Source organism: Enterobacter sp. 01-M-03-SI-ECC (genome assembly GCF_047530215.1).
GTDB lineage: Bacteria > Pseudomonadota > Gammaproteobacteria > Enterobacterales > Enterobacteriaceae > Enterobacter > Enterobacter chengduensis.
Genome location: NZ_JBLKDA010000024.1, coordinates 1 through 15,611, shown reverse-complemented (window position 1 = coordinate 15,611; position 15,611 = coordinate 1). Strand labels below are relative to the sequence as shown.

16 protein-coding genes are annotated in these 15,611 nt (G+C 56.5%); 12 read left to right on the top strand and 4 right to left on the bottom strand.

Annotated elements, in window-relative coordinates; translation table 11 throughout:
* From ubiJ to tatD, 6 genes are all read left to right on the top strand, one after another.
* Positions 1–606, top strand: coding sequence for a ubiquinone biosynthesis protein UbiJ (ubiJ, locus tag ACMWKK_RS19310; RefSeq protein ID WP_112781703.1), 606 nt, complete (start codon positions 1–3; stop codon positions 604–606).
* Complete coding sequence (gene ubiB, locus ACMWKK_RS19305; RefSeq protein WP_045330231.1) at positions 603–2,243, top strand: ubiquinone biosynthesis regulatory protein kinase UbiB; 1,641 nt, start codon at positions 603–605, stop codon at positions 2,241–2,243. Before ubiJ ends, ubiB begins: the two co-directional genes overlap by 4 nt.
* Positions 2,244–2,319: 76 nt before the next feature.
* On the top strand, positions 2,320–2,574 hold the full coding sequence (tatA, locus tag ACMWKK_RS19300; protein ID WP_024908000.1) for a Sec-independent protein translocase subunit TatA: 255 nt from the start codon (positions 2,320–2,322) through the stop codon (positions 2,572–2,574).
* A gap of 3 nt (positions 2,575–2,577) precedes the next feature.
* Complete coding sequence (gene tatB / locus ACMWKK_RS19295) at positions 2,578–3,120, top strand: Sec-independent protein translocase protein TatB (RefSeq protein ID WP_112781704.1); 543 nt, start codon at positions 2,578–2,580, stop codon at positions 3,118–3,120.
* 2 nt (positions 3,121–3,122) lie between these two features.
* A complete protein-coding gene (gene tatC / locus ACMWKK_RS19290) occupies positions 3,123–3,893 on the top strand; it encodes a Sec-independent protein translocase subunit TatC (RefSeq protein ID WP_045330224.1) in 771 nt (256 codons plus the stop codon).
* A gap of 41 nt (positions 3,894–3,934) precedes the next feature.
* Positions 3,935–4,717 (top strand): 3'-5' ssDNA/RNA exonuclease TatD, encoded by a 783-nt coding sequence (gene tatD, locus ACMWKK_RS19285; RefSeq protein ID WP_112781705.1) that lies wholly within the window; start codon positions 3,935–3,937, stop codon positions 4,715–4,717.
* Here tatD and rfaH read toward each other — a convergent pair.
* Positions 4,714–5,205, bottom strand: a complete 492-nt coding sequence (gene rfaH, locus ACMWKK_RS19280) for a transcription/translation regulatory transformer protein RfaH (RefSeq protein WP_032644774.1) — start codon at positions 5,203–5,205, stop codon at positions 4,714–4,716. The genes tatD and rfaH overlap by 4 nt on opposite strands.
* 173 nt (positions 5,206–5,378) lie before the next feature.
* Between rfaH and ubiD the strand changes: the two genes are divergently transcribed.
* Positions 5,379–6,869, top strand: coding sequence for a 4-hydroxy-3-polyprenylbenzoate decarboxylase (gene ubiD / locus ACMWKK_RS19275; RefSeq protein ID WP_181663682.1), 1,491 nt, complete (start codon positions 5,379–5,381; stop codon positions 6,867–6,869).
* A gap of 42 nt (positions 6,870–6,911) precedes the next feature.
* A complete protein-coding gene (gene fre / locus ACMWKK_RS19270) occupies positions 6,912–7,613 on the top strand; it encodes an NAD(P)H-flavin reductase (RefSeq protein WP_008501516.1) in 702 nt (233 codons plus the stop codon).
* A gap of 161 nt (positions 7,614–7,774) precedes the next feature.
* Here fre and fadA read toward each other — a convergent pair whose 3' ends face one another.
* Together fadA and fadB are read right to left on the bottom strand one after the other, a co-directional pair.
* Positions 7,775–8,938, bottom strand: coding sequence for an acetyl-CoA C-acyltransferase FadA (gene fadA, locus ACMWKK_RS19265; protein ID WP_008501515.1), 1,164 nt, complete (start codon positions 8,936–8,938; stop codon positions 7,775–7,777).
* A gap of 9 nt (positions 8,939–8,947) precedes the next feature.
* Positions 8,948–11,137 (bottom strand): fatty acid oxidation complex subunit alpha FadB, encoded by a 2,190-nt coding sequence (fadB, locus tag ACMWKK_RS19260; protein ID WP_112781706.1) that lies wholly within the window; start codon positions 11,135–11,137, stop codon positions 8,948–8,950.
* A 188-nt stretch (positions 11,138–11,325) separates the two neighbouring features.
* On the opposite strand from fadB, the gene pepQ reads away from it, so the two are divergent.
* The 4 genes from pepQ to hemG are packed head-to-tail and all read left to right on the top strand — an operon-like array spanning position 11,326 to position 15,319.
* Entirely contained in the window at positions 11,326–12,657 is a 1,332-nt protein-coding gene (pepQ, locus tag ACMWKK_RS19255; RefSeq protein ID WP_047716467.1) for a Xaa-Pro dipeptidase, read from the top strand.
* On the top strand, positions 12,657–13,271 hold the full coding sequence (locus ACMWKK_RS19250; protein WP_112781707.1) for an IMPACT family protein: 615 nt from the start codon (positions 12,657–12,659) through the stop codon (positions 13,269–13,271). Before pepQ ends, ACMWKK_RS19250 begins: the two co-directional genes overlap by 1 nt.
* Before the next feature lie 40 nt (positions 13,272–13,311).
* Complete coding sequence (trkH, locus tag ACMWKK_RS19245) at positions 13,312–14,763, top strand: Trk system potassium transporter TrkH (RefSeq protein ID WP_032644767.1); 1,452 nt, start codon at positions 13,312–13,314, stop codon at positions 14,761–14,763.
* A gap of 10 nt (positions 14,764–14,773) precedes the next feature.
* Complete coding sequence (gene hemG, locus ACMWKK_RS19240; RefSeq protein WP_045330210.1) at positions 14,774–15,319, top strand: menaquinone-dependent protoporphyrinogen IX dehydrogenase; 546 nt, start codon at positions 14,774–14,776, stop codon at positions 15,317–15,319.
* Between the two features lie 70 nt (positions 15,320–15,389).
* Here hemG and ACMWKK_RS19235 read toward each other — a convergent pair.
* Positions 15,390–15,611: hypothetical protein (locus ACMWKK_RS19235; protein WP_406542915.1), on the bottom strand; the 222-nt coding region annotated here is incomplete at its 5' end.

Below are 15,611 nucleotides of genomic sequence, written 5' to 3'. Positions count from 1 at the left end.
GTGCCCTTTAAACCCTTAGTCTCCGCAGGCATCGAGAATGTACTGAACGCTTTTCTGTATCGCGCTCCGGCGCTGAAAGCTGCACGCCAGCGGCTCAACGGGAAGGTATTACGCATTGTTTTAAAAGAGTTCTCAATGCCGCTTGTGCTGGTCTTCAGCGAACGTCAGCTTGACGTTCTGGGGGCGTGGGAAGGCGAAGCCGACTGCTCGGTCATCACCCATATGCGCGTGCTGCCAAAACTGCGCGATCGCCAGCAACTAACGGCGCTTATCCGCAGCGGTGAGCTGGAAGTGGAAGGCGACATTCAGGTCGTGCAGAACTTTGTTGCGCTGACCGATCTGGCGGAGTTTGATCCGGCGGAGCTGCTCGCGCCTTTTATCGGCGACATTGCCGCGGAAGGCATCGGGAAAGTCCTTCATGGTGGCGCGTCCTTTGCGCGTAAAAGCCTCCAACGTCAGCAACGCTATGCGGCGGAAGTGCTGACTGAGGAGTGGCGAATGGCGCCCGGGCCACTGGAGGTTGCATGGTTTGCGGAAGAAACCGCTGCTGTTGAGCGTGCGGTTGATGCGTTAACCAAACGGCTGGAAAAACTGGAGGGCAAATGACGCCTGGTGAAATTCGGCGCCTCTATTTCATTATTCGCACCTTTTTGAGCTACGGGCTCGACGAGCTTATCCCCAAAATGCGTATCACGCTGCCGCTTCGTATCTGGCGGCGGATGCTGTTCTGGATGCCCAATCGCCATAAAGGTCAACCGCTGGGAGAGCGTCTGCGCCTGGCGCTGCAGGAGCTCGGCCCGGTGTGGATCAAATTTGGACAGATGCTGTCGACCCGCCGCGATCTCTTTCCGCCGCTGATTGCCGACGAGCTTGCGATGCTGCAGGATCGCGTCGCACCCTTTGACGGCGCGCGCGCGAAAAAGCAAATAGAAGAGGCGATGGGAAATGTCCCCGTCGAGACCTGGTTTGACGATTTCGACATTAAGCCACTGGCATCGGCCTCTATCGCACAGGTACACACCGCGCGTTTGAAAGAAAACGGCAAAGAAGTGGTGATTAAGGTCATTCGTCCGGACATCCTGCCGATCATCAAAGCGGACATGAAGCTGATTTATCGTCTGGCGCGCTGGGTACCGCGTTTGCTGCCGGACGGGCGTCGTCTGCGTCCAATGGAAGTCGTGCGGGAATATGAAAAAACGCTGATTGATGAGCTTAACCTGCTGCGTGAATCGGCCAACGCTATTCAGCTGCGCCGCAACTTTGAAAACAGCCCGATGCTCTATGTCCCTGAAGTCTATTCTGACTACTGCAGCCAGAACATGATGGTGATGGAGCGTATCTACGGTATTCCGGTTTCGGATGTGGCGGCCCTGGAGAAACAGGGTACGAACATGAAGCTGTTGGCCGAGCGCGGCGTACAGGTCTTCTTTACCCAGGTGTTCCGCGACAGCTTTTTCCATGCGGACATGCATCCGGGCAATATCTTCGTGAGCTACGAACACCCTGAGGACCCAAAGTATATCGGTATCGACTGCGGGATTGTGGGGTCGCTGAACAAAGAAGATAAACGCTATCTGGCGGAGAACTTCATCGCGTTCTTCAACCGCGACTACCGTAAGGTGGCCGAGCTGCACGTCGATTCCGGCTGGGTGCCGCCGGACACCAATGTCGAAGAGTTCGAGTTCGCCATCCGAACCGTTTGTGAACCGATTTTTGAAAAGCCGCTGGCTGAAATCTCCTTTGGGCACGTGCTGTTAAACCTGTTTAATACCGCTCGCCGCTTTAATATGGAAGTTCAGCCGCAGCTAGTTTTACTTCAGAAAACATTACTTTACGTTGAAGGTGTAGGCCGACAGCTCTATCCTCAGTTAGACTTGTGGAAGACCGCGAAACCGTTCCTTGAATCCTGGATTAAGGATCAGGTTGGCATTCCGGCGCTGGTGCGCTCTCTGAAAGAGAAAGGCCCGTTCTGGATAGAAAAAATGCCTGAGATTCCTGAACTGGTTTATGACAGTTTGCGTCAGAGCAAGAACCTTCAGCACAGTATGGATAAAATCGCCCGCGAACTTCAGTCCAGCCGTGTTCGTCAGGGCCAGTCACGCTATCTCTTTGGGATTGGTGCAACGCTGCTGCTGAGCGGTACGCTGCTGCTGATCAACCGCCCGGACTGGCAGCTGATGCCTGCCTGGCTGATGGCTGGCGGGGTGGTAGTCTGGCTTGCCGGCTGGCGAAAAACGCGCTGAGCGTGCGTCGCTATCGACGGGTCGCAAACGTATAATGCGGCCTGACTCATTAATCATCTATCCCTGAGGAACATGTATGGGTGGTATCAGTATCTGGCAATTGTTGATCATTGCCGTCATCGTCGTGCTGCTGTTTGGCACCAAAAAGCTCGGTTCTATTGGTTCCGATCTGGGCGCGTCTATCAAAGGCTTCAAGAAAGCGATGAGCGATGATGAGAGCAAGCAGGATAAAACCAGCCAGGACGCTGATTTTACTGCTAAATCCATCGCCGACAAGCAGGAAGAAGCCAAAAAGGAAGACGCTAAACGCCACGATAAAGAGCAGGTGTAAGTCGTGTTCGACATTGGTTTTAGTGAGCTTCTGCTGGTCTTTGTGATTGGCCTGATTGTGCTGGGGCCGCAGCGTCTGCCGGTGGCAGTGAAAACCGTTGCGGGCTGGGTCCGTGCGCTGAGATCGCTGGCATCGACCGTTCAGAATGAACTGGCGCAGGAGTTGAAGTTGCAGGAATTTCAGGAAAGCCTGAAAAAGGTTGAGAAGGCGAGCATGGAAAACCTGACGCCGGAACTGAAAGCGTCAATGGACGAGCTGCGCGAAGCGGCGGAATCGATGAAGCGCTCCTATAGCGTTAACGATCCTGAAAAAGCGAGCGATGACGCGAACACCATTCATAACCCAGTGGTGAAGGGCAGCGAGGCGCAGCGCGAGGGCGTCACGCCAGCCAGTGCTGAACATCAGGCTGCCGCGCCAGAACAGACGCCGCAGGAAACCGACGTGAAAAAACAGGCGCAGCCGGAAGAGCCGGCGGCAAAAACGGCGGATGTGAAGCCCGTTGCGCCCGTATCCGAATCATCCCCCTCATCGAGTGATAAAGCGTAAACATGGCAGTAGATGATACTCAACCGCTGATTGCGCACCTCATTGAGCTGCGTAAGCGCCTGTTAAACTGCATTATTGCGGTTTTACTCATATTCCTGTGCCTGGTCTACTTCGCCAACGATATTTATCAGGTGGTCTCTGCGCCGCTGATCAAACAGATGCCGCTGGGCGCAACGATGATTGCAACAGACGTTGCTTCTCCGTTCTTTACCCCTATCAAGCTCACCTTCTGGGTGTCGCTGATTGCTTCTGCTCCGGTCATTCTTTACCAGGTGTGGGCGTTTGTCGCGCCAGCGCTGTATAAGCATGAACGCAAGCTGGTGATCCCGCTGCTGGTGTCCAGCTCGCTGCTGTTCTACATCGGCATGGCGTTTGCCTATTTCGTTGTCTTCCCGCTGGCCTTCGGCTTCCTGACGCATACCGCGCCGGAAGGGGTCCAGGTATCGACGGATATCGCCAGCTACCTCAGCTTTGTGATGGCGCTGTTTATGGCCTTTGGCGTGGCATTCGAAGTGCCGGTGGCCATTGTGCTGCTTTGTTGGGTTGGGGTAACGACACCGGATGACCTGCGCAAGAAGCGTCCGTATATCCTGGTCGGCGCGTTCGTCGTCGGCATGCTGCTGACACCACCGGATGTGTTCTCCCAGACGCTGCTGGCCATACCGATGTACTGTCTGTTTGAGGTCGGGGTCTTCTTCTCCCGTTTCTACGTGGGTAAGGGACGTCGGACGGATGACGAAGACGATACGTCTGACAAGACTACTGAAGAGTAAAACCAGCCGCCCGTCAGGGCGGTTGTTACATGGGGATTTGCATGTTTGATATCGGACTCAACCTGACCAGCTCGCAGTTTGCAAAAGATCGCGATGAGGTGGTTGCGCGCGCATTTGCCGCCGGGGTGAAAGGGCTGCTGCTGACAGGCACCAACCTGCATGAGAGCGAGCAGGCGCTGCTTCTGGCGCAACGCTACGATCGCTGTTGGTCTACCGCTGGCGTCCATCCTCACGACAGCAGCCAGTGGACCGCGGAAAGTGGCGACACCCTCTACAGCCTGGCGAAAACAGCAGAGGTGTTGGCGATTGGCGAATGCGGTCTCGATTTCAACCGTAACTTTTCCACGCCTGAAGAGCAGGAGAAGGCATTCACTGCCCAGCTTGCGCTGGCGGCAGAGCTTGGAATGCCGGTGTTTATGCACTGCCGCGACGCGCATGCGCGTTTTCTGGCCCTTCTGGATCCATGGCTCGATAAACTGCCCGGCGCGGTACTGCACTGCTTCACGGGTTCACGGCAGGAAGCGCTGGAATGTCTGGAGCGTGGGCTCTATCTGGGAATTACCGGCTGGGTTTGCGATGAACGCCGGGGACTTGAACTTCGGGCGCTGTTGCCGGTAATCCCGGCTGACCGGTTGCTCCTTGAAACGGATGCGCCCTATCTGCTGCCGCGCGATATGAAACCTAAACCGGCATCGCGACGCAATGAACCCGCTTATCTGGGGCACATTGTAGAGAGCGTCGCGAAGTGGCGCGGAGACGATCCGCACTGGCTTTCCGCGCAGACGGATGACAACGTGCGGAATCTGTTCGGGATAAGCGTTTAAAGCTTGCGGAAGTCGGTGTTTTTCACGCTCTGCAGCACCTGCTTGTTCAGCAGATTAAGCAACAGCATAGAGCGCGCTTCCCCGTCCGGTTCGGCAAAAATCGCCTGCAGGCCTTCGAACGCGCCTTCGGTAATCACGACGCTATCACCTGTGTACGGGGTTTCGGGGTCGGTGATCCCCTCAGGCTGTTGATAAATCGACAGCTGATGAATAACCGTCGACGGAACCATTGCCGGGTGAGCGCCAAAACGCACGAAGTGGCTGACGCCACGGGTTGCGCTGATGGTGGTGGTGTGGATGACTTCCGGGTCGAACTCGACGAACAGGTAGTTCGGGAACAGCGGCTCGCTGACGGTTGTGCGCTTCCCGCGCTGCATTTTTTCAAGCGTGATCACGGGCGTCAGGCAATTGACAGACTGACGTTCAAGATGTTCCTGCGCGCGCTGAAGTTGCCCGCGTTTGCAATACAGTAAATACCAGGCCTGCATAATCACTCTTTCCCTTTGTTCGGGGCGCAAGCATATCAAAACCCTGGCGGGATCGCTAAGTTGATTATAATGGGGGAAAATGGAACAGAACGCATAAGTTCACGCTTATTTAACAAAATTACAGCATCAAGCAGGCTTACGCCGTATAATGAAGCGCTTACAGAGAGGCCATGATTAACTGCATGAAATACCACGATCTCCGCGACTTCCTGACGCTGCTGGAAAAGCAGGATGAACTCAAACGTATTACACTTCCTGTTGATCCTTATCTGGAGATGACAGAAATTGCTGACCGCACCCTGCGTGCCGGTGGCCCCGCGTTACTGTTTGAAAACCCGAAAGGTTATTCCATGCCGGTGCTGTGCAACCTGTTTGGTACACCGCGTCGTGTTGCGCTGGGGATGGGGCAGGAAGACGTCACGGCGCTGCGTGAAGTCGGTAAGCTGCTGGCGTTTCTGAAAGAGCCGGAGCCGCCGAAAGGCTTCCGCGATCTGTTCGACAAACTGCCGCAGTTTAAGCAGGTGCTGAACATGCCCACCAAACGCCTGCGCGGCGCGCCGTGCCAGCAGAAAGTGCTGGAAGGTGATGCGGTCGATCTCACCAAAATCCCTATCATGCAGTGCTGGCCGGAAGATGCCGCGCCGCTGATCACCTGGGGGCTGACCGTCACGCGCGGTCCGCACAAAGAGCGTCAAAACCTCGGCATTTACCGCCAGCAGCTGATTGGCAAGAATAAACTCATCATGCGCTGGCTGTCGCATCGCGGCGGCGCGCTGGATTTCCAGGAGTGGTGCGCTGCGCATCCGGGTGAACGTTTCCCGGTGTCTGTCGCCTTAGGCGCCGATCCGGCCACCATTCTGGGGGCCGTCACGCCCGTACCGGATACGCTTTCGGAATATGCCTTTGCAGGCCTGCTGCGCGGCACGAAGACCGAAGTGGTGAAGTGTATCTCTAACGATCTCGAAGTTCCGGCAAGTGCAGAAATTGTGCTGGAAGGTTATCTTGAGCAGGGTGAGATGGCGCCAGAAGGCCCTTATGGCGACCACACCGGCTATTATAACGAAGTGGATCATTTCCCGGTGTTTACCGTGACGCACATTACGCAGCGTGAAGATGCGATTTATCACTCCACCTATACCGGGCGTCCACCGGACGAACCCGCGGTGCTGGGCGTGGCGCTGAACGAAGTGTTCGTGCCGATCCTGCAAAAGCAGTTCCCGGAAATTGTTGATTTTTATCTGCCGCCTGAGGGATGCTCGTATCGCATGGCGGTCGTCACGATGAAGAAGCAGTATCCCGGTCATGCTAAACGCGTAATGATGGGCGTATGGTCTTTCCTGCGCCAGTTTATGTATACCAAATTTGTGATTGTCTGCGATGATGACGTTAACGCCCGCGACTGGAATGACGTCATCTGGGCCATTACCACGCGAATGGATCCGGCGCGCGATACGGTGTTAGTCGAAAACACGCCGATAGATTACCTGGATTTTGCCTCGCCGGTTTCCGGTCTTGGCTCAAAGATGGGACTGGATGCCACAAATAAATGGCCTGGCGAAACCGACCGTGAATGGGGTCGCCCGATCAAAAAAGATCCTGCCGTGACCGCGCGAATTGACGCGATCTGGGACGAGCTGGCCATAATGAATAACGGTAAACCCTGAGCTGACCGTTAAGCCCTATAGACTTCCCGACAGAGAGAGCGAATGACAACCTTAAGCTGTAAAGTGACCTCGGTAGATGCCATCACCGACACCGTATATCGCGTCCGTTTAGTGCCAGAAGCGCCATTCTCTTTCCGCGCGGGTCAGTACCTGATGGTTGTGATGGATGAGCGTGATAAGCGTCCTTTCTCTATGGCCTCAACGCCAGCGGAGCAGGAATTTATTGAGCTTCATATTGGTGCGTCAGAGCTTAACCTGTATGCGATGGCCGTCATGGACCGCATTCTGAAAGAACGTGAGATCGTGGTGGATATTCCACACGGTGACGCGTGGCTGCGCGATGACGAAGACCGTCCGCTGATCCTGATCGCGGGCGGTACGGGCTTCTCTTACGTGCGCTCCATTCTGTTGACCGCTCTGGCGCGTAACCCGGACCGTGATATCACGATCTACTGGGGTGGCCGCGAGGAGAAACATCTGTACGATCTCTCTGAGCTGGAAGCGCTGAGCGTGACTCATCCTAACCTGCGCATTGAGCCGGTGGTTGAGCAGCCGGAAGAGGGCTGGCGCGGTCGTAGCGGGACGGTGCTGACGGCGGTGCTGCAGGATCACGGTACGCTGGCAGGACACGATATCTATATCGCTGGCCGTTTCGAGATGGCGAAAATTGCCCGCGACCTGTTCTGTAACGAACGTGACGCGCGTGAAGATCGCCTGTTCGGCGATGCGTTTGCCTTCATTTAAATAAAAAACCCGCCCCTGACAGGCGGGAAGAACGGCAACTAAACTCTTTCTCTTCGCCAGTGAAGCCAGTGGCGGTGAGATGCCTCTCGTAGGCCGGGAAAGCGCAGCGCCTCCCGGCAAAAGCCCGATGGCGCGATGCTTATCGGGCCTACTTTATAGCCTTACACTCTCTCAAACACCGTCGCGATACCCTGACCCAGCCCGATACACATCGTTGCCAGACCAAACTGGGCATCTTTGCGTTCCATCAGGTTAATCAGCGTCGTGCTGATACGCGCCCCTGAGCAGCCCAGCGGGTGACCGAGGGCGATCGCGCCGCCGTTGAGGTTAATCTTCTCGTCGATCTGCTCCATCAGTCCCAGATCTTTAATGCACGGCAGGATCTGTGCGGCGAACGCTTCGTTCATCTCAAAGAGATCGATGTCGCTGGCAGTTAACCCCGCTTTTTTCAGCGCCAGCTTCGAGGCCGGAACCGGGCCGTAACCCATGATTGAGGGATCGCAGCCCACGACCGCCATGGAACGTACCCGAGCGCGCGGGGTTAACCCCAGCTCGCGGGCGCGGCTTTCGCTCATCACCAGCATCGCGGCGGCACCGTCGGACAGCGCCGACGAGGTTCCTGCCGTGACCGTACCGGTGACCGGATCAAACGCAGGGCGCAGGGTAGAAAGCGCTTCGACGGTGGTCTCCGGACGGATGACTTCGTCGTAGCTGAACTGCTTCAGAACGCCGTCTGCGTCGTGACCGCCGGTCGGGATGATCTCATTCTTAAAGGCACCAGACTGCGTCGCTGCCCATGCGCGAGCGTGAGAGCGCGCGGCAAAGGCATCCTGCATTTCGCGGCTGATGCCGTGCAGGCGGGAGAGCATCTCGGCGGTCAGACCCATCATGCCTGCGGCTTTCGCCACGTTACGGCTCATACCCGGGTGGAAGTCGACCCCGTGGCTCATCGGCACGTGGCCCATGTGCTCAACGCCACCCACCAGGCAGGCCTGCGCATCGCCGGTCATGATCATGCGGGCCGCGTCGTGCAGCGCCTGCATTGACGAACCGCACAGGCGGTTAACGGTGACGGCCGGAACCGAATGCGGGATCTCCGCCAGCAGCGACGCGTTACGGGCGATGTTGAAGCCCTGCTCCAGGGTCTGCTGCACGCAGCCCCAGTAGATATCGTCCAGCGCAGCAGGATCCAGCGCCGGGTTACGCGCCAGCAGGCTACGCATCAGGTGCGCGGAGAGATCTTCCGCACGCACGTTACGGAATGCACCGCCTTTTGAACGGCCCATCGGGGTGCGAATCGCATCAACAATGACAACCTTTTCCATTGTGACTCCTTAAGCCGTTTTCAGCTCGCCAACCGGACGGGCTGGCTCAACTGCTGGATAGTAGGGTTCGTTATGGCGAGCTTTGTTACGCAGCCCTTCCGGCACCTCATAAAGCGGGCCGAGGTGCTGATACTGCTGAGCCATATCGAGATAGCGGGCGCTGCCGAGCGTGTCCAGCCAGCGGAACGCGCCACCGTGGAACGGAGGGAAGCCCAGGCCATAGACCAGCGCCATATCCGCTTCTGCCGGGCTGGCGATGATGCCCTCTTCGAGGCAACGTACCACTTCGTTGATCATCGGAATCATCATGCGGGCGACGATCTCATCGTCGGTGAAGTCGCGCTTCGGCTGGCTGACGGCGGCCAGCAGGCCATCCACCGCCGCATCTTCTTCTTTCTTCGGTTTGCCTTTGCTGTCTTCTTTATAGCGCCAGAAGCCCAGGCCGTTTTTCTGACCGAAGCGGTTAGCCTCGAACAGCGCGTCAATCGCGTCGCGATAGTCTTTCTGCATGCGCTGCGGGAAGCCTGCCGCCATTACCGCCTGAGCGTGATGAGCGGTATCAATGCCGACCACATCCAGCAGATACGCCGGACCCATCGGCCAGCCGAACTGTTTTTCCATCACTTTGTCGATTTTGCGGAAGTCCGCGCCGTCGCGCAGCAGCTGGCTGAAACCGGCGAAGTAAGGGAACAGCACGCGGTTGACGAAGAAGCCCGGGCAGTCGTTAACCACGATCGGCGTTTTGCCCATCTTGCTTGCCCATGCCACCACTTTCGCGATGGTTTCGTCGGAGGTTTTTTCCCCACGGATCACTTCGACCAGCGGCATACGGTGTACCGGGTTGAAGAAGTGCATCCCGCAGAAGTTTTCCGGACGCTTAAGCACGCTCGCCAGTTCGCTGATTGGAATGGTGGAGGTGTTAGAGGCCAGTACGGTATCCGGACGAACCTTGTCTTCCGTTTCCGCCAGCACCGCTTTTTTGACTTTCGGGTTCTCGACGACGGCTTCAACCACCACGTCGACACGGTCGAAACCGCTGTATTCCAGCACCGGCTGAATGGTGGAGATCACGCCTGCCAGCTTCAGCCCGTCAATTTTTCCGCGTTCCAGCTGTTTATTCAGCAGCTTGGCCGCTTCGGTCATGCCCAGCGTCAGGGATTTCTCGCTGATGTCTTTCATTACCACCGGCACGCCTTTCCAGGCCGACTGGTAGGCGATGCCGCCACCCATAATGCCCGCGCCGAGGACCGCCGCATATTTTGGGGTCTCAACGTTTTTGGTCAGCTGTTTGGCTTTCCCTTTCACGAACTGATCGTTGAGGAAGATACCGACCAGCGCGCGGGCTTCGTTGGTGTGCGCCAGCGGGACAAAGCTCTGGTTTTCCAGCTTCAGCGCCTCATCGCGACCGAGACGGGCCGCCGCTTCAATGGTTTTCACCGCCGTGATGGGGGCCGGGTAGTGCTTACCCGCCGTCTGCATCACCATGCCTTTAGCGATGGTGAAGCTCATGGTGGCTTCAATTTTGCTGAGTTTTAACGGCTCCAGCTTCGGCTGGCGTTTGGCTTTCCAGTCGAGATCGCCGTTAACAGCCTGACGCAGAATGGCGAGCGCGCCTTCAACAAGCTTCTCGGGTTTGACAACGCCGTCGACCAGGCCAATTTTCAGCGCCTGTTCTGCGCCGACATCTTTACCCGCGGCGATGATTTCCAGCGCGCTGTCGGCACCCAGCATACGCGGCATACGTACGGAGCCGCCAAAGCCCGGCATGATGCCCAGCTTGGTTTCCGGCAGGCCGATGCGCAGGTCCGGCGTCGCCAGACGGTAGTCGGTCGCCAGCACGCATTCGCAGCCGCCGCCCAGCGCGTAGCCGTTTACGGCAGAGATTGTTGGAACAGGCAGGTCTTCCAGACGATTAAAGACGCTGTTGGCAAAGTGTAGCCACTGGCTCAGCTGTTCTTCCGGAACCAGGAAAAGCGAAAGGAACTCGGTGATATCAGCACCGACAATAAAGGCCGCTTTGTTCGAGCGCAGCAGCAGCCCTTTCAATTCAGTTTGTTTTTCAAGAACGTCGAGCGCCTGGCCAAGACTGGCCACCGTCGCGGTATCGAGCTTGTTCACTGAGCCGGGGGCATCGAACACCAGTTCGGCAATGCCATCTTCCAGCCAGTTGAGGTACAGGGTGTCGCCTTTGTAGAGCATGTCAGTCTCCTGAATCCAGCAATTGGATCTGGTCATACCAGATGAATCGGAGTGTGGGATTTATGTTAATAAAATGCAAATTACTCATTAAGAAAATGCTGCATTGATCACGGTCGGTGGAAATCACGCAGGTGGAGTGAGGTGTGCTAAGATGCGATGACTTGAGGTCAAAAAACAAAGGAATAATGATGGACTCACTGGCTTCGCTTTATAAAAATCATATCGTTACCCTACAGGAACGTACCCGCGATGTACTGGCCCGCTTTAAGCTGGATGCGCTGCTGATCCACTCCGGCGAGCTGATGAATACCTTTCTGGATGACCACGCTTATCCGTTTAAGGTGAACCCGCAGTTTAAGGCCTGGGTGCCGGTGACGCAGGTTCCTAACTGCTGGCTGCTGGTGGATGGCGTGAACAAGCCGAAACTGTGGTTCTACCTGCCGGTTGATTACTGGCACAACGTTGAACCGCTGCCGACCACTTTCTGGACGGAAGAGATTGAGGTGATTGCGCTGCCTAAAGCGGACGGCATTGGCGGCCAGTTGCCTGCTGCGCGTGGCAACATCGCCTATATTGGCCCTGTGCCGGAGCGTGCATTAGGCCTGGATATTGCGGCAGACAAGCTGAACCCGAAAGGGGTGCTGGATTTCCTCCACTACTACCGCGCATATAAAACCGACTACGAACTTTACTGCATGCGTGAAGCGCAAAAGACCGCGGTGAACGGTCACCGTGCGGCGCATGAAGCGTTCCAGTCAGGTATGAGCGAGTTCGATATCAACCAGGCGTACCTGACCGCCACCGGCCATCGCGATACCGACGTGCCGTACAGCAATATTGTTGCGTTAAACGAGCATGCTTCCGTACTGCATTACACCAAACTGGATCACCATGTGCCGTCTGAGATGCGCAGCTTCCTGCTTGACGCGGGCGCCGAGTACAACGGCTACGCGGCCGATCTGACCCGTACCTGGGCAGCTAACGCGGATACCGATTTCGCACAGCTGATCAAAGACGTGAACGATGAACAGCTGGCGCTGATTGGCACCATGAAGGCGGGAACCAGCTATGTGGATTACCACATCCAGTTCCATCAGCGCATCGCCAAACTGCTGCGTAAGCATCAGATTGTGAAAGACATGAGCGAAGAGGCGATGGTCGAGAACGATCTGACCGGGCCATTCATGCCGCACGGCATTGGTCACCCGCTGGGCCTGCAGGTTCACGACGTCGCGGGCTTTATGCAGGATGATACCGGTACGCACCTGGCGGCACCGTCTAAATATCCTTACCTGCGCTGCACCCGTATTCTGGAGCCGCGTATGGTGCTGACGATTGAACCGGGGATCTACTTCATCGAATCCCTGCTGGCGCCGTGGCGTGAGGGCCAGTTCAGCAAGCACTTCAACTGGGAAAAGATTGACGCGCTGAAGCCGTTTGGCGGTATTCGCATCGAAGATAACGTCGTGATTCACGAGAACGGTATCGAGAACATGACGCGAGACCTGAAGCTGGCCTGATGGAAAGCTGGCTGATACCGGCTGAACCGGTCACCTTTGTTGAGGAAATCAAGAAAAGCCGCTTTATTACGCTGCTGGCGCACACCGACGGCGTAGAGGCGGCAAAGGCGTTCGTTGAGTCCGTCCGGGCTGAGCATCCTGACGCCCGTCACCACTGCGTGGCGTGGGTCGCAGGGCCGCCGGACGATTCGCAGCAGCTTGGATTTTCCGACGACGGTGAACCGGCGGGCACGGCCGGTAAGCCCATGCTCTCGCAGCTGATGGGCAGCGGCGTGGGCGAAATTACCGCCGTGGTGGTGCGCTACTACGGCGGCATTTTGTTAGGGACCGGTGGGCTGGTTAGAGCCTATGGCGGGGGCGTGCAGCAGGCGCTTAATATGCTGGTCACTGCCCGCAAAACGCCGCTTACCGAATATACTTTATTATGCGATTACGCCCAGCTGTCCGGCATCGAGGCGCTGCTGAGGCAGTTTAACGGTGTCATCGCGCACAGTGAATATCAGGCGATGGTGCAATTACGCGTGGCGCTTCCACTGGCGGAACTGGCTGCTTTTTCAGCAAAACTGGCTGATTTTAGTCGTGGTTCGTTGCAATTGCTGCCGATTGAAGAATAATCCCCACCTCACTTTTTGAATACCAAAGGAAGCGGCAGAGATGCATTTTCGTGCCATAACCCGAATCGTTGGACTGCTGGTCATACTTTTTTCCGGGACGATGATTCTCCCTGGACTGGTGGCGCTTATCTACCGGGACGGCGCGGGGCGGGCATTTACCCAGACCTTCTTTGTCGCGCTGGCGATTGGCTCCCTGCTGTGGTGGCCGAATCGTCGTCAGAAAGGTGAGCTGAAATCTCGCGAAGGATTTCTGATTGTGGTTCTGTTCTGGACGGTGCTGGGGAGCGTGGGTTCGCTGCCGTTTATCTTCGCGGAACAGCCTAACCTGAGCATCACGGATGCCTTTTTTGAATCATTCTCCGGCTTAACGACGACCGGAGCGACGACGCTGGTGGGGCTGGATTCGCTCCCGCACGCCATTCTCTTTTATCGCCAGATGCTGCAGTGGTTCGGGGGGATGGGGATCATCGTCCTCGCGGTGGCCATCCTGCCTATTCTGGGCGTGGGCGGCATGCAGCTTTATCGCGCTGAAATGCCCGGGCCGCTGAAGGACAACAAGATGCGGCCGCGTATTGCCGAGACTGCGAAAACCCTGTGGCTTATCTATGTCTTACTGACGGTGGCCTGTGCGCTGGCGCTGTGGTTCGCCGGGATGCCCGCTTTCGACGCTATCGGACACAGCTTCGCGACGATTGCGATTGGTGGGTTCTCCACTCACGATGCCAGCGTCGGCTACTTCGATAGCCCAACCATTAACACCATTATTGCCATTTTCCTGCTGATCTCCGGCTGTAACTACGGCCTGCACTTCTCTTTACTGAGCGGGCGCAGCCTGAAGGTGTACTGGCGCGACCCAGAGTTCCGCATGTTCATTGGCGTCCAGCTGACGCTGGTTGTCATCTGTACCCTGGTGCTGTGGTTCCATGATGTCTATAACTCTGCGCTGACGACGCTAAACCAGGCCTTCTTCCAGGTGGTGTCGATGGCGACGACCGCCGGGTTTACCACGGACAGCATCGCGCGCTGGCCGCTGTTCCTGCCGGTGCTGCTTTTATGCTCTGCGTTTATCGGGGGCTGTGCGGGGTCGACGGGCGGGGGCCTGAAGGTCATTCGTATTTTGCTGCTGTTTAAGCAGGGAAACCGAGAGCTGAAGCGCCTGGTCCACCCGAACGCGGTCTACAGCATTAAGCTGGGGAACCGCGCGCTGCCGGAACGTATCCTCGAAGCGGTATGGGGTTTCTTCTCAGCCTATGCGCTGGTCTTTATCGTCAGTATGCTGGCGATTATCGCGACGGGAGTCGATGATTTCTCCGCCTTTGCGTCCGTGGTCGCAACATTGAATAACCTCGGGCCTGGCCTGGGCGTGGTGGCGGATAACTTTGCCAGTATGAACCCGGTCGCGAAATGGATCCTCATCGCCAATATGCTGTTTGGCCGCCTTGAGGTCTTTACGCTGTTGGTGCTGTTCACCCCTACATTCTGGCGCGAGTAAGGAGCCGTTGATGAAAACACTGATTCTTTTCTCCACGCGAGACGGGCAAACGCGCGAGATTGCCGCTTACCTGGCATCTGAACTTAAAGAGCTGGGGATCTATTCGGATGTGGTAAACCTGAACCGTGCGGAGCAGATTGCCTGGCAGGATTACGATCGCGTGGTGATTGGCGCATCTATTCGCTATGGGCATTTCCACCCGGCGCTGGATCGCTTTGTGAAAAAGCACACGGCGAAGCTCAACGCATTGCCCGGCGCGTTCTACTCGGTCAATCTCGTCGCGCGTAAAGCCGAGAAGCGCACGCCGCAGACCAACAGCTACACGCGCAAGTTTTTACTCAGCTCGCCGTGGCAGCCGGATCTGTGCGCCGTCTTTGCTGGCGCGCTGCGTTACCCTCGTTACCGCTGGTATGACCGCTTTATGATCCGCCTCATTATGAAGATGACGGGGGGAGAAACCGACACGCGTAAAGAAGTGGTTTATACCGACTGGTCGCAGGTGGCCAGTTTTGCGCGGGAAATCGCACATTTAACGGGCGATTCGCGACATAAATAAGCGTTAAGTTTGAAAAGTGAGCGAACGAAAAGTTTTTTGTATTTTGTGCTTGTCACGTCAGAATAACTCCCTATAATGCGCCTCCACTGACACGGAACAACGGCACGCAAGCCGCCGGGTCAGCAGAGAAAAGCGAAAATAAACGCTTGACTCTGAAGCGGGAAAGCGTAATATGCACACCCCGCGCCGCTGCGAAAAGCGAAGCGGCACTGCTCTTTAACAATTTATCAGACAATCTGTGTGGGCACTCAAAGTGACATGGATTCTTAACGTCGCAAGACGAAAAATGAAT

What these genes read in the sequence shown, in the direction of transcription:
- ubiB (WP_045330231.1), top strand. Translation starts at nt 603, where the DNA reads ATGACGCCTGGTGAAATTCGGCGCCTCTATTTCATTATTCGCACCTTT.
- tatA (WP_024908000.1), top strand. Translation starts at nt 2,320, where the DNA reads ATGGGTGGTATCAGTATCTGGCAATTGTTGATCATTGCCGTCATCGTC.
- tatC (WP_045330224.1), top strand. Translation starts at nt 3,123, where the DNA reads ATGGCAGTAGATGATACTCAACCGCTGATTGCGCACCTCATTGAGCTG.
- tatD (WP_112781705.1), top strand. Translation starts at nt 3,935, where the DNA reads ATGTTTGATATCGGACTCAACCTGACCAGCTCGCAGTTTGCAAAAGAT.
- rfaH (WP_032644774.1), bottom strand. Translation starts at nt 5,205, where the DNA reads ATGCAGGCCTGGTATTTACTGTATTGCAAACGCGGGCAACTTCAGCGC.
- fre (WP_008501516.1), top strand. Translation starts at nt 6,912, where the DNA reads ATGACAACCTTAAGCTGTAAAGTGACCTCGGTAGATGCCATCACCGAC.
- fadA (WP_008501515.1), bottom strand. Translation starts at nt 8,938, where the DNA reads ATGGAAAAGGTTGTCATTGTTGATGCGATTCGCACCCCGATGGGCCGT.
- fadB (WP_112781706.1), bottom strand. Translation starts at nt 11,137, where the DNA reads ATGCTCTACAAAGGCGACACCCTGTACCTCAACTGGCTGGAAGATGGC.
- pepQ (WP_047716467.1), top strand. Translation starts at nt 11,326, where the DNA reads ATGGACTCACTGGCTTCGCTTTATAAAAATCATATCGTTACCCTACAG.
- ACMWKK_RS19250 (WP_112781707.1), top strand. Translation starts at nt 12,657, where the DNA reads ATGGAAAGCTGGCTGATACCGGCTGAACCGGTCACCTTTGTTGAGGAA.
- trkH (WP_032644767.1), top strand. Translation starts at nt 13,312, where the DNA reads ATGCATTTTCGTGCCATAACCCGAATCGTTGGACTGCTGGTCATACTT.
- hemG (WP_045330210.1), top strand. Translation starts at nt 14,774, where the DNA reads ATGAAAACACTGATTCTTTTCTCCACGCGAGACGGGCAAACGCGCGAG.